This window comes from Jejuibacter sp. L23 (assembly GCF_050815825.1).
Taxonomy (GTDB): Bacteria; Pseudomonadota; Gammaproteobacteria; order Enterobacterales; family Enterobacteriaceae; genus Jejubacter; species Jejubacter calystegiae.
In genome coordinates, this window is sequence record NZ_CP138199.1 from 3,342,865 (window position 1) to 3,356,481 (window position 13,617).

10 protein-coding genes and 4 pseudogenes are annotated in these 13,617 nt (G+C 53.9%); 5 read left to right on the forward strand and 9 right to left on the reverse strand.

Annotated elements, in window-relative coordinates; translation table 11 throughout:
• Nucleotides 1–2: 2 nt before the first annotated feature.
• Nucleotides 3–1,838: a Wzy polymerase domain-containing protein gene (locus SCU88_RS15965; RefSeq protein ID WP_431810172.1), complete on the reverse strand. Its 1,836-nt coding sequence runs from the start codon at nucleotides 1,836–1,838 to the stop codon at nucleotides 3–5.
• Between the two features lie 159 nt (nucleotides 1,839–1,997).
• Nucleotides 1,998–2,183, reverse strand: a complete 186-nt coding sequence (locus SCU88_RS15970) for a hypothetical protein (protein WP_175342319.1) — start codon at nucleotides 2,181–2,183, stop codon at nucleotides 1,998–2,000.
• Nucleotides 2,184–2,897: 714 nt separating this feature from the next.
• On the opposite strand from SCU88_RS15970, the gene SCU88_RS15975 reads away from it, so the two are divergent.
• Nucleotides 2,898–3,422, forward strand: coding sequence for an NlpC/P60 family protein (locus SCU88_RS15975; protein ID WP_175342318.1), 525 nt, complete (start codon nucleotides 2,898–2,900; stop codon nucleotides 3,420–3,422).
• Between the two features lie 116 nt (nucleotides 3,423–3,538).
• On the opposite strand, the gene SCU88_RS15980 is transcribed toward SCU88_RS15975, so the two are convergent.
• The 3 genes and pseudogenes from SCU88_RS15980 to istA all read right to left on the reverse strand — a co-directional run bounded on the left by SCU88_RS15980 (nucleotide 3,539) and on the right by istA (nucleotide 5,652).
• Complete coding sequence (locus SCU88_RS15980; RefSeq protein ID WP_175342327.1) at nucleotides 3,539–3,682, reverse strand: glycogen/starch synthase; 144 nt, start codon at nucleotides 3,680–3,682, stop codon at nucleotides 3,539–3,541.
• A 53-nt stretch (nucleotides 3,683–3,735) separates the two neighbouring features.
• Nucleotides 3,736–4,156 (reverse strand): annotated as a pseudogene (locus SCU88_RS15985) (ATP-binding protein).
• Nucleotides 4,153–5,652, reverse strand: a complete 1,500-nt coding sequence (istA, locus tag SCU88_RS15990) for an IS21 family transposase (RefSeq protein WP_175342317.1) — start codon at nucleotides 5,650–5,652, stop codon at nucleotides 4,153–4,155. Before istA ends, SCU88_RS15985 begins: the two are co-directional and overlap by 4 nt.
• Before the next feature lie 449 nt (nucleotides 5,653–6,101).
• Between istA and SCU88_RS15995 the strand changes: the two are divergent.
• Nucleotides 6,102–6,470, forward strand: a pseudogene (locus tag SCU88_RS15995) (autotransporter outer membrane beta-barrel domain-containing protein).
• Between the two features lie 403 nt (nucleotides 6,471–6,873).
• Here SCU88_RS15995 and SCU88_RS16000 read toward each other — a convergent pair.
• Both SCU88_RS16000 and SCU88_RS16005 read right to left on the reverse strand, forming a co-directional pair.
• Entirely contained in the window at nucleotides 6,874–7,749 is an 876-nt protein-coding gene (locus SCU88_RS16000; RefSeq protein ID WP_431810191.1) for a hypothetical protein, read from the reverse strand.
• A 21-nt stretch (nucleotides 7,750–7,770) separates the two neighbouring features.
• Nucleotides 7,771–7,830, reverse strand: a pseudogene (locus SCU88_RS16005) (hypothetical protein); the annotation flags it as partial.
• Nucleotides 7,831–8,307: 477 nt separating this feature from the next.
• Here SCU88_RS16005 and SCU88_RS16010 point away from each other — a divergent pair.
• From SCU88_RS16010 to SCU88_RS16020, 3 genes and pseudogenes are all read left to right on the forward strand, one after another.
• Nucleotides 8,308–9,420, forward strand: coding sequence for a hypothetical protein (locus SCU88_RS16010; protein ID WP_175342342.1), 1,113 nt, complete (start codon nucleotides 8,308–8,310; stop codon nucleotides 9,418–9,420).
• A 430-nt stretch (nucleotides 9,421–9,850) separates the two neighbouring features.
• Nucleotides 9,851–9,910: pseudogene (locus SCU88_RS16015) on the forward strand (hypothetical protein); the annotation flags it as partial.
• 21 nt (nucleotides 9,911–9,931) lie between these two features.
• Nucleotides 9,932–10,879 carry an F-box protein gene (locus SCU88_RS16020; protein ID WP_431810192.1) on the forward strand — a complete coding sequence of 316 codons (948 nt, stop codon included), beginning with the start codon at nucleotides 9,932–9,934 and terminating at the stop codon, nucleotides 10,877–10,879.
• A 431-nt stretch (nucleotides 10,880–11,310) separates the two neighbouring features.
• Here the strand turns inward: SCU88_RS16020 and SCU88_RS16025 are convergent, their stop codons facing one another.
• Entirely contained in the window at nucleotides 11,311–11,964 is a 654-nt protein-coding gene (locus tag SCU88_RS16025; protein ID WP_175342253.1) for a hypothetical protein, read from the reverse strand.
• On the reverse strand, nucleotides 11,951–13,606 hold the full coding sequence (locus SCU88_RS16030) for a hypothetical protein (RefSeq protein WP_175342254.1): 1,656 nt from the start codon (nucleotides 13,604–13,606) through the stop codon (nucleotides 11,951–11,953). The genes SCU88_RS16025 and SCU88_RS16030 overlap by 14 nt, the downstream gene beginning before the upstream one ends.
• Nucleotides 13,607–13,617: the final 11 nt, after the last annotated feature.

A 13,617-nucleotide genomic window follows, 5' to 3' on the forward strand; every position in this document is an offset into this window, starting at 1 on the left:
CCTCAGTGTTCAGGGGTATCGTGTGTGTATCGGGGGGCCGGATGTCCGGACCGGGCAGGGGCCTGCACCGGGAAGGACACCGCGGGCTGTTTGCGTTCGTCATGTTCATCGCAGACAAAGCGCGGGTCGTCCGGCCAGAGGCGGCTGCCCAGGCTGCACAGCTGCGGCGCCCTGCCCGTGTGCAGGCCACGGGCAATCATCAGCTGGCTGAGCAGGATATTTTTATCCGGCCGGCGGAGAAAGTACCTCGTCGCCCAGGTATCAAAGGTCACCAGAAGCTGCGGGTCCCGGATCAGGTTGTAGCGGACCAGCAGGGCCACATGGCGGTCAAAGTCAAGGCGCTCCCGCTGAGTCCAGGGCGCCCACACCCCCTCCACGGCGGCAGTCTCGTTTGTGGCCAGGGACAGCAGTCCGGCCCGCTCGATGCGGGTCAGCGCCTGTTGAGTCTGCAGACCGGCGACCATCACCGCGGCGAGGCAAAGGCTCAGGAGCGCCGGCCCCGGAAGGTTCGCCAGCGACCGGCGCCGTCGGGCCCCGTCGGGCAGGGCTTCCGGATACCCGGATGCGACATGCAGCAGCATCACCAGCACCAGGCCGTGCACCACGGACTGGTAGAGCGGGTACTCGAGGTTCACGTGGAGCGCCACTGGCAGCAGCAGGGCCACCCCGGCCCCGCGCCATCCCCCGGGCTGCCAGAGCATCACCAGGCTCCCCGCGACCATCAGCAGCAGGCCGGCCAGCGCCGGCAGCCCCCCTTCCGCCCAGGCATACAGCAGCTCATTGTGGGGGTGGTAAATAGCCCCCGGGTAGTGGCCATCGCTTATCTGCATCTGCTGACGGGCAAAGGCCCCCTCAAACCCGCCGTAGCCCACCCCGGTCAGGGGGTGCATGTGTATCAGTTGCCAGGTGGTCCGCAGGATGGCCCACCGGGCGCTGTCAGACCCGGTCTTGTCGATGACCGGAAACAGATCGCCGTGAAGCCCCGGCAGGTGCTGCCAGGCAAGGGCGATCAGGACTCCGGCGAGGGCTACGACCAGCGGCACGGCCAGAGGGCGGAAATGCCCGTACCGCCGGCGGGTCACTGCGGCCAGCACCAGGGTGCCACTCAGGGCCCCGAGCCAGCCGGCCCGGCTTCCGGTCAGGGTCAGCATCAGGGTCAGGATAAAAAGGGCGGCATGGCGCAGACCACCCCGCCCCTGCCCGGCCCCGGTAGCCAGACGGGGCATCACGGCCAGCCACAGCAGACACACCACCCCGGTGGCCATCAGTGAAGCCAGAACATTGGGCTGCTGAAAAATCCCGACCGGACGGGGACCGGTAACCAGCAGGCCGTGGAAGGCAGCATCGCTATTGCCGGTGAACAGCAGCACCTGTGCGCCCCCCAGAAGGGCCTGCATCAGGGCCGCCACCGCGATAAGCCACAGCCAGGCTGCGCGCCGGCCACCGCGCAGCGGCAGACGCTTCAGCAGCAGAAAGAAGAGTATCAGCCCCCACAGGGCCAGCACGTGCGGGAGCGCCGCCAGCCCCGCCTCCCGGGAAGGAGACCACAGCAGGGGCAGCGACCAGAGACTGGCACCGGCGAGCAACAGCCGCTCCCCGCGCCGGGCGCCGGGCGGGCCGGGCAGCGGGGTCAGGCACGACACGGCACTGCACAGGCATATCACAGTCCAGGTCAGGAGATTAAACGGGAGTGCCAGCCCGGCCCCGCCGTTATGAGGGAGATAAATCAGCAGCCCGGCACAGAGCCACAGGGCGAGCAGCCCGGTGACCAGTCCCCTGGCCCGGGCCTGCATACGGGCAGGCGTCTCTGCCCCGTACGGCACAGAAGAATACAGCATCACAATACGCTCCGGTGGCGGCCGCAGAAACGGCCACGCCTTTGCAGGGGGCCCGCAACGGCGACGTCAGCGCGGCAACAACACACCGCGGACCGCTGAAGCAAAAACGCCCGGCCGGTTAAAAGAAGGTCCCGTCGCTGCATGCCATCCCACCCCGCGTCAGTCACTGGTCAGCACCCGGGTGGCGGAGGTGGAAAAGTCGCCATCCACGTTTTTCCCTTTCTCTGCCACCGGGGTGAAGCCGAGTTCAATCGTGGTTATGCCAGGCTGGAATGTCTGGGGGTCAGATTTTCCCTCCGACGGGGAGGGCTTACCTGAAATAATCAGCAAACCAAAGGAAGGCATTCATTTGTTTTAAACGGGTGATATTCACAATAAGAATCTTGATGCCCGGATAATTGACGGAGGAGATTATTAATCAGAAGGGGAAAGGAATGAAAGCGGTTATTCCGATCGGAATCCAGCAGCATGGTGGCTGTCACCTATCAGAAAGACATTACCGATCGTCATTTATGATCAAAAAACTAACGTGAATCCCATATACGCTTCCTGTTCAGTGAGTTAGCAGCAAACCAAATGTGACTTTAGTCACAAAAAAACCACAAGTCACACGACGATTTTCAATATATCATATTCGGAATAACTGATATCATTAATGATACAGTCCATTATTAGCTGAAACACAGTAAAAACGCAAACAACCCGAAGCATTAGCCAGCCAACAATGCAACATAATACCAACATGCTTAACACCGTAGAACAACTCGACGGGAGACGCGCCTTTCCGGAAATAAATACGCACCCCCGGTCCGATGCCCTCACCGAATAATAAACAAAGAATAGACGTTGATTTCGACCGACGAACTGTTTATATTCTGCGCATCTCATCAGACCAGATAAGCGCCGTTATTAAGGACCGCCAGTTTCTGCCGGCGGAGCCCTTCTTTTTTATCGTCTGTGTTGATAGTCTGTCTTTATATTTTCTCATGGATGACCCGCGTAATTTATTTTCATTATCGGGGTTACCTGTATGCTGTTTTCATTATCGGGGTTACCTGTATGCTGTTTTCATTCACCTGCCGCGGGCTTCTGCTTGCGGGCACCCTGCTGCTGACAGCGGGAAGTTTTTCACACCCGGTCCGGGCATCCGGAGATGTCCCGGGCGGGACATTCTCCCCGGCGCTGACCTGCGGGCCCCCACGTTCCGACGCGACGGTACGTCACCGACTTCAGGCCTATTTCCGTTCATGGGAAGGGGTTTCTTACCAGTGGGGAGGCGACTCCCGGCGCGGAACAGACTGCTCGGCGTTTATCCGGGGGCTGTTTAAGGCACAGTTTCATATCCGGCTGCCGAGGACCTCGACGGAACAAAAGCGTCAGGGTCAGGCGGTAGCACGAGAGGCACTGAAGACCGGAGACCTGGTGTTTTTCAGGACGTCGGCGACAACACGACATGTGGGGGTGTATGCGGGAGGCGGGATGTTTATGCATGCGTCGGGGAGTCGAGGGGTCACACTGTCTCGACTGGATAATCCTTACTGGGTCGCGCATTATGAGGCAGCCCGTCGTCTGCCGCTTTCGTGAGAGGCTCAGAAGGCAGGTGGTGACAGGAAGCGCCAGCCCGGACAGGGATAATTCTCACTGCTGGAAAAATCGGGGTTCCGGCGTAGAACCCCGTTTTCTGTTTCCCAACCGCTGATTTAAAGAGAATTGCTTAGCACACCACCAAGTCCTTTCCCAACAGCACCTATGGCTGGGGGAAGTCCTCCCAGAACGTCACCAAGCCCCCCGGTCTTAGACCATGGAGCAATTTCAGCGCCTGTATTAACAACATTCCCTGCTATTAGACGTCAACTACTCTGGCCGGTACGCGTCAACTACTCTGACCGCCTTTGAGTTATTTCTTAGCTGACTTCTGGGTGACTGCTTTTGATGTTTTCTTTCTGTAACTTTCTCCTGTTACTTCAAAGATATACCCGTGATGGATCAGCCTGTCGGCCGCTGCCACCGCCATTGTTTCGTCCACGAAGATACTGCCCCATGTGCTGAACGGATGCCTGTGCGGCATTCAGCTCCGGGACCTGGCTGAAGTCATATTCAGCCAGCGTTTTCCCCACTGGCAACCGGGCATCCTTTATATATCGCCGCAGCCGTTCGCTTTCCCTGTGCGTCGCCTCTTCACTGCAGAGTGACAGCAGATAACGTGAAGGGGTCCACCCTTCGGCCAGTGCGCGTTTCTCCTGGCTGTGCCACTCGGTGGCTATGCGCGTCAGACGTAACCTTCTGAGCAACCTTTCAAGCGTATGGATATCGGTCACTGCAGGCCTCCTTTACGCATCAGGTTGTCATAACCCTTCAGGCTGTGCTGAACCAGTTTCCCGTCCGGCAGCGGGCGTTTATTTTTCACACCCAGCCAGTTGAGCAGCTTCTGCAGATCCGGCTCTCCCGGCTCCAGCAGCAGGTGGTTCAGACCCTTCGCGACCGCTGAGATGTCTTCCCGCTCTGCCGCCAGTTTCAGGGCATTAACCATCAGGCGGCTGGCCAGCTGAGGGGCAAGACGTGAACACACCCGCTGCCACAGCTGCCGCCATTCATCATCCGGCAGGATGTCATTGCGCAACGTGGCGTGATAGAACGCCCCGGGTTTCATGACCAGACTACCGATCACGTGCCGGAAGTTGATACTGCGGGCCCGCCGTTTACCTTTCGGTGCCCGGACCCGCTGACAGCTCATGACTTCATCGCTGCCAACGTAACAACTCAGTCTGTCATCCCACAGACGGACCTTCAGCATCTGTCCGATAAGCCGGGACGGGACGCTGTACACCACCAGTCTGACGTTGATGGTGCTACTGCTGCTGACCCGGACAGACAGCTCCTCGTAGTCCGCACACCGCCGCTGAGGAAGGGGTTTCAGGTGCATCAGTTCCTGACGAACCAGATCCTGATTGCGCTGGTTATGACGCAGTACCTGCTGTGTGACGAACTGCCGATATTCATTCAGGGAACCGAAGTTATTATTTCCGCGCAGCAGCAGGGCCTGCCGTATACGCTCCTTGAGGTGCCCGTGAGCCGACTCCATTGAACCATTCTCATGACCCCGTCCGCTGTTATTGCGGGAGGGGGTCATACCGTAGTGTTTGCACAACCCGGCATAGCGCGCTGTCTGATCCCGGTGGTCTTCCTCGCTCAGGTTTTTCCATGCCGCAGCCAGACTGTCTGTACGGTGCTCTGCTGGTACACCACCCAACTGACCCAGCGCCTCCTGTAGTCCTTCGGCCAGAGCGGTGAAGCTTTCACCGCCGGTGACAACCCGCATCCAGCTCCAGCGACTCCATTCAAGGCGGAAGTGGAAGAGCCTGTGCTCCAGCGGGCAACCGTTAATGGTGATAACCGTACCTTTCAGCTGGGTAAAATCTGACAGTGCCCGCATTCCCGGCAGATGCTCCTGGCGGAACATGATCTCCCGTTCCTCACCGTGGCAGGCTTTCCAGGTACGGATACGGCGCTGCAGCGTCCGGCGCACCTTATCGGGATACTGGCCCGGATATTTATCCTGCAGATATTCGAGAACCGTTGTCGGCGAGATCTGCGGACGGGAAGCGAGTAAAGGAAGCACATCACTGAGCCAGACCGCTTCCAGAGGATCCTGACGTGTTCGCCAGTGTCGCTCACCTGATGATTGCCACTGCCCTTTTTCAATACGTCGTCCGGAGCGAACAGAGATACCGGTGGTGGCCGCAGCGGCTTCCTGGGTAAGACCTTTATTACGTTGAGCCATGTAAAAACTGACCTGTCTGGTATTCAGCGTCACAACCTCTCCCTGGAAAGAAGAAACAGGACGCTCAGATTACAAACAGGCCAGAGTAATTGTCGCGATGCGGACGGGGTAATTGTCGCCTAATACCCTGCAACGCTCTCTAAAAGCCCGGCACCACTGACATCTAAAATTTCTTGTTCAGACAATTCACGCATCGATTCTTCCATCGTTAATCACCCTCGAGTTTAAGGGTATAACCCATTGATATTGAACACGGAATATGAGTGAGGCTTGTATTGCACAGGGCCTCAGAAGTGAGTATAGCTAACTTTTCATTTCTGGGTTGGACTGCCCCCACCCCGGTCCTCACGACGAGGCCTGCTCAAAGCCCCCCCCGGACTGGCACCGCCGGGGGGACGGCGCCAGCTGAGACCGGTCATGCCCTGGCAGGGTGACAGTCCGGTGCGCAGGACAACCCGCCCCGCCAGGCGCAGGTCACCTGGATGGATGTAAAGGCGGATGACCTACCGGAAGACAACGGTACCCGGGTCAGCAGCCAGGGAAATGACAATGTCCAGACCCGGCTGGGGGTGCGTGCGTTCATGCAGGGACACAGTGGTCTGGACACCGCAAAGAACCGGACCTTCCAGCCGTATGTGGAAGTGAACTGACTGCATAACACAAAGTACAACGGCGTGACGATGAATGGCGTGTCGCTGAAGCAGGCTGGCGCGACCAACATCGGCGAGATGAAGCCGGGTGTGGAAAGTCAGCTAACAACACAGGCAGCCCTGTGGGGCGGCGTGGGTCAGCAGGTAGGTGACCAGGGCTACAACAATACCGCCCCGGTGGGGATGAAGTACAGCTTTTGAGTTCTGTATCCCCGCGCCGGTGCCGGGCAGGAATTTAACATCAGTATGAGAAAAAACGGCTATATGGAAAATTGTAAAATGGCGTCATGCCGGCACGGCATCCGGATAGTCGTGAATGGGCCCGTAGCCGGGCGGAGTTTTGTGAGCACCGTCTGGAACAGGGGGCAATGCCCCCCTGATTATTGCTGACGTCGGAAGTGTCATGGCGGTATGGCATAATGATTTCCGGCGTTAAGGGGTCGGGTCGCCGGGGACAATCTCATCCTCAGGCCCTCAGGCAACAGGACGTGAGTTTCCCGATTCATCCGGCTCCTGTCATCCTACCATGAGTCATCGCCCGGTGTGCAAACATGACGGTTTCTGTTTGCAGGCACCTGCAACTACGATCTGGTGTTTCCCGGGGCTATCCCAGTACCTCTATGCTTCCCTTAAACACATCATCTGTAGAAAGATGATATTCTTTATAATCAAGAGATTCTTCGAGTAATTCGCCAATTCGTGTTTCACGATAGTCCAGGTCTCTGACGCCAGGGTATCTTCTGTTTCTCATAAAATCTAATAAAGCATCTTTATTCTCCTGGAAATTTTTAGCCAGTGAGACGCCGCGGGCATTGGTTACATTTATTTTATATATGTATCCTCTGTCCCCCATCAAATTACTGTATGCCTTCACACCCTCTTCGGTTTCAGAAACAATAAGTGTTTTCTCTGTTTCAGCTGCCGTATTAAGCATATCCGGAATATATGAAAAATCACGGGAAGGACCAAATCCGTCTTTACGGATAACTCCCGGAGCTCGTGTGTCAAACCTGAATAATGTTCTGGTTGCCCGTTCTTCAATAAGTCCATTTTCATTACGAAAAGGTAATGTAATATCCCGTGAAATTTCCGCAGCACCAGCGCCTTCTCCGGCATGAGATGGCGTCATCATGAGTCCCCCGAAGGGGCGGTTACTGGTGCCTTTCAGCAGACTCACCAGTGATTTGGCTTCCGGAGCCACTTTGCTGAGCACCCCGGAGCTCAGCCCGCTCACTATCCCCGTTCCCAGTGCGGCCCACCCCAGCGCCGCCGCCGTTTTCGGGTCCGACTCCTCCACAAACTGTTGCGCCACGGCCAGACCGGTTGAGGCCACTGCCGTGGTCACGGACACCACGGACAGGGCCACCGCCAGGGATGAGCCTCCTGAAACCGGGGTTAACAGCACCCCCAGCGCCACCCCGGCAGCAATCCCTAACCAGCCCCAGAAGCTGTGATGCCCGGTCGGGTCGGCGTGGTTCACCGGGTCACCGGCACAGTAGGCGTACGGATTGAGACCGCCGGCCCCGAACGGACTCAGGCTGTCCGGGCAGGTAAAGCGCATCAAAGGCTGTACGCCCGGTAGCCGTTGCCCAGGTGACAGTGCCCGCTGACGGGGTCAGTCCGTTCACCGTTAAATCCGAAAAGACAGTGATTCATGTCTGGCGATACTCCCTTTTGCATTCATTTCCCGATGTCATACCGCAGCGATAACCGGCAGGCAAACAGGAAAATTCAGGGAAATGTGAATCTGACAGGAATGGCCTCCGGTCTTTTATGTCGGACACTGACCTTCAGAGTGCGCGGGGCTGGATTTCTGATATCCGGCGTGCCCCGTTGATGGCGGAAAGAAGGGGGTGACCGCCATCGCCGACAGTTTTGTTTGTAATACATTGAATATTCCTGGCGTGATTTTTAAATGGTTTTCCGGTACCTCTTTATGCGGAAACCCTTATCCTCTGTAGGAGAAAAATTATGACGTATGACAGTATCAGTGATGTCGGATTTATTAACCCCGAGGTGAAATTCATTTTCCCGGGACATGCATGAAAGTTATACCGGCGCCGTTATTTTTGCCAATAACTGGAACCAGGTTGAGGTGACCGTCACCGCGCGGCTGTTTAAAAGCGACCGGAAAACCCCCGTTCAGCTTTCAGATGACGACTTTATGGCCATTACGAGACTGTACAGTGGCAACGGTAATATTCTTACCTGTGACTATTTTTCGGGGGAGCAGGATAATCCCCTGTGCTTCTATAAAGAGAAAAATGAGTACTGTAAGGCACTGAAATACCCCCAGGAGACACAGGCAACCGGAGACCACCGCGAAGGCGAGCCGGGTGAGCACAGCGTTACGTTTTACCTGCATTGCAGGGATACGGGCGTGAGGGGCTATGATGTCTACGTCCAGTTTGACGGGCTCAATACCACCGATTTTCCGACGCCACCGAATACCTCCGGCGATGACAGTATTCTTAAGCGCTGCAAACTGCATATTGAGGCTCAGGAAGGCATCGATTATTCCGACTCCGCCAACTGGAAACAGCCCGACGATATTGGCAATGATACTCATTATATGGAGCCCTGGAGTGAGGGGCCCCGTGTTACCCAGAAAATGTATGTACAAATGGTCAGGCTGTTTTCCAAAGACCCTTATCGCTTTCTTTATGAGGGTTGGTGCTTTATTGATGCGGTCGATCATGCCGTCAAGTTCGGGAATAAAAATCATGGTGAGGACGACCACATGGCCTATACCCCGGAATCATGCGTTCTTGCCGCGGCCTGGGGACAGTGCGCCAATATCTGGCTTGTGGGCGGAATGCCTCCGGATAATTATTACCGTTTTTGTTACGAAGCTCAACCCCGCGATATCGGATTAAGTGAGACGGAAAGTTCATATATTTATTTCCCGTACGGAGATTCCTGGATAGGAGGAGGACCTGATTACCACAGACAGCTTTCTTCCGTGGAAAATAATGCCTTTGTCTTTCACCGGTTCTTTTTGTGGTCAACACTGGAGGATATTCGTACAAATGACAATCAGGTGGACGACTTCCTGCCTGAACAGGAGCTCCACGCGAGGGATGAATATGGTAATAGCGGCGAGCTCTTAATTACCTGGAGTGCAGAAGCCACCAATCTCATCATTGACTGACGTGACCCGCCTTCTGTCAGGAGGGCGGTTTTTTTACGGGGGTCCGGTACAGACCGGACCGGTATTTCTGTCTGTTTTTATCAGGTAATAAACCATGCGTGAAGACAATGCCCTTTACCACAGTGGGGGCTGCACGCGCATCCAGGAAGTCCGGTATCCGATTGTGCCTGAGATCCCGTTTGACCAGCAGCCGGTGACCTTTCAGACACCCTGCGCCCAGACAGACATCTGGCAACAGGAAGGGGGCCCCATCCGGCACACAGACCTGGTGTTACACCGCCTACGGGGAGCGGACGGCGCTCCCCTCTTCAGATGACGGAAAGGAGGACTGAGTGTTAAATCACAGCATGACAGGATTTAATGGTGAACGAACGGACCCCGTCAGCGGGCACTGTCACCTGGGCAACGGCTACCGGGCGTACAGCCTTTGATGCGCTTTACCTGCCCGGACAGCCTGAGTCCGTTCGGGGCCGACGGTCTCAATCCGTACGCCTACTGTGCCGGTGACCCGGTGAACCACGCCGACCCGACCGGGCATCACAGCTTCTGGGGCTGGTTAGGGATTGCTGCCGGGGTGGCGCTGGGGGTGCTGTTAACCCCGGTTTCAGGAGGCTCATCCCTGGCGGTGGCCCTGTCCGTGGTGTCCGTGACCACGGCAGTGGCCTCAACCGGTCTGGCCGTGGCGCAACAGTTTGTGGAGGAGTCGGACCCGAAAACGGCGGCGGCGCTGGGGTGGGCCGCACTGGGAACGGGGATAGTGAGCGGGCTGAGCTCCGGGGTGCTCAGCAAAGTGGCTCCGGAAGCCAAATCACTGGTGAGTCTGCTGAAAGGCACCAGTAACCGCCCCTTCGGGGGACTCATGATGGATGGGGGACAGACGCCCAGGGCTGAACCGGTTTCATCCACTTTATCACAAAATACGGCCTCACTCGGTGAACTTTCTAATGAAACTATTCAGCACATTATGGGGTATCTTGATGGCGGAGATTTACAAAGCCTGGCAAGTACTTCCAGCCGGATGCGGGCAAACGCACTGGCGGTGTCGCCACCTCTTGGTATTGCCAGACCTGTCATGGTTGCTCCTGGCGTGCCGTTTACAGCGGATACGATATTTGATGCCAGTTTCATTCTTAATCCTGAGGGGATAAACATATCCCGTCAGCAAATACGCTGGCTACAACGGGTTATCATGGGTGAAGAAAGAGGCGTTATGCCCATGCGGGTACTTCATGATGAACTGCCAACAACGGTATCTGAAAGAGCCAGAGAGGCGGGATATACTGCTGAGCAAATTTCAATATGTAGATTTCCCATTGACAATCTTCGAAGATATATGATGGCTCATTTTTATACTTCACAGATGGAGGTATATGGTGGCGTCTATATCGGGAATGATGCCGAAATGGATGCCCGGTATGCAGCTTTCTTAAACAGCAAAGGATATCCGCTTCATTATTAGACGTCGGTTGTGTTAACGAAGAAATTCCGGGTATTAAAAGGAAAGAGATAATTGGTCCTGGGCTGGCGGTATTTACCGTCGGCGCTGCCATTGCGGCTACGGACAATATGATGGCTTCGGTGGCGTCGAGCCGGGTAGTATCGCTGGCTGTGGGCACAGCGGGTGTAGTGTCAAATGTAACGGCGATTTAGTACACACTGTCCGGGTACTGAATAAGCTGACAGAGGGACTGCGTCAGCGGCCGGGAAACATTCGACCTGTTACCGCAAAATTAGTCTGATTCCCCGGCAGCTCACGAGTGGCGACAAGCAGGTACTGATAACACTTCAACAATCTTGTTATTTTGACCAGTATTAAACATAGTTCCAGAACTACCTCTCTTTTAAGAGAGGCGAAGTTTCTGATGATCTATGAAGCCAGTCTATCGAATCTCATTGTGACTCATGTATTTTCAAAGCATAAAGATCCGCCCTACGATACTGTGGATTACTTTGTCTTAGCTTATTTATACTACCCCTCCCCCCCAGAGCAAGAATATAGGTTTTGAGATTGTTAAGTTCAACCTGGCCCACTATATATTGAGCACGTTCCAGCGACAACCAGTCATTAAAGGATGCTTCCCCCGACAAGTCAGCACTACCAATAATCAGCAAGGCATATTGCTTGCCAGTATATTCTTTCACAGCCCGGCTCATTTGCACAAAATCCGGGCGAGGAACTACCGCGCTACCGTTGGAAAAAAAAACACTGCCGATAAATATTGGTTTAACCCCCAAATTGCTCTGCATAATGCTCAGATATTCTGATGGAATACTGGCATGCGAAGCAGAACACAACTCACCCATATGGGTCAGAAACAGGCGAGTTAAGTTTATTTGCTCAATGACCTCACCGGAGATGACCGAATGAATACGACCGTCATAGTCAAGTATCTCCTTTTTCCTGACTGTCGCCCCCAGCGTCGGCGACTGGAGACTCATATTCTGGCAATTAAATACCGTTAGGCCCTTGAGGGTCTTTCCTGTTACCGGGGCTGTTGACAACATCAACATCAGTAAAGTAATAAACAACCTAACCATTAACATTTCTTGTTGTTGACTCCTGAGACATATAATATAAAAATTTAGCTTCCAGGGATTCATTTAAATCCCCATCCAACTGGTCGAGAAGAATAAATCCGGTATTGTTACCCCAGGTAGTTGCGCATTGCAATCCGATATATTCTTCTGCGGCTTCTTGATTAGGTGCAACAATAACCAGCTTACTCACTTTCCCTGAAACAAAGGTATCACGTAATGCACTACAGGCTTCTTTAACACCAGGTAGTCGGTTGGGATCTATCGTATTTTTTTTACCAGAGACAAACATAAAGACCAGGTTTCTAGTTAAATTGGAGGTTCCTGAATAAATAGATTTACCTGCCCAGAGCAACCCTTCTAATGAAAGAAGAGCGGTTCCGCTATAATCCACGCTGGTGAGCGCACTTAGCGCCGATGCAGGAGTGGAAATAGTTTCATCAATAGCTGAAATCGGACAAGTAGTTGTATCACCAAAATAGCGATCCCGTGATACCGATAAGGTCTGATAACCGGTTGGCGAGGCCGTTATCATAGAGGCCGCCCTGGTGAAACTCCCCTCAGGTATAGAGTAATCACCTGAATTAGCGAACTGGTCAGTATAATCCTCGAAGTAACGATAATTATCGTAACGCCTGGCATAATGCCGTGCCAGTGGAAAATATTTTTTATAGATTTCACTATTATGGATATCATCAACTTTTTTCTTTTGCAGGTCGTATTCTTTCTGCATATTATCTAAATCCTGTTCCAGTTTTGGAATACGGCTGCGCGCCTCGCTAAGTTTACTGTTAACAGCGCTAATCTTTGACTGAATACTTTTATACTCAGGGGTCCCTTGAGGGTATTTTGATAGCTGGTTGTTCAGGTCATTTAGTAAAATAACCGATGAATCGATGAGATCCTTAACATTTTGTAGGTTCATCTTTGCCTGATCCAGAGATTGTTCCTTTGCTGCCAGTTCATCCTCCTGGCCAAAGGCCTCTTCCCACCAAGAAAAACTAAATTCGTCATCCCGGGGAATATTTGTATAGCACCGTCCGCCATAATTGACACGATAGGAATAGGGGATAATATTAAAGCGTGATGTCGGCGCATCCGCACTTAACCGACCCAGTGCGCTGTAAAGTGGTGCAGAAACCCGATCAATAACCAATTTATTCTCTGGTGTCGCCTCCACAACAAATACGACATTAAGCGGGCGTAATACCTTCACCGTATTATCCAGTGACCTGAGCTGAAGGTTCTCAGGTAGCTTTAGTGAATTATTCAGTGAGGTAAACGGTACCTCAATTGATTTAGTGACTGCTGTTCTGTCAGAAATAATCTCTGCAAGGCGCTTTTTATTTTTTTCTTCATCCAGTTCGTTAACTGAAGCCTGAGCAAACTGATGAACAAACTGATAATAGTCCTTATCTCCCAAAGCACCAGAAGCCGCAGTGAGCTGATGAAGCGCCGCCGGTGACTGGTTATGGCTCAGTAACGCAGCTCGGGCGACAGCATCTGAAATATGAAGATCTTTGTATTTTTCCAGAATACTGTATGAAACATTCTCTACCCAGAATATAGATATCATTACCATCATACCGCCTATTGCCCACAGTGGCAGCAGACTCCCCTGCTCTGAGCTTATTTTCTGTAAATATTTCATAAAACATCCTG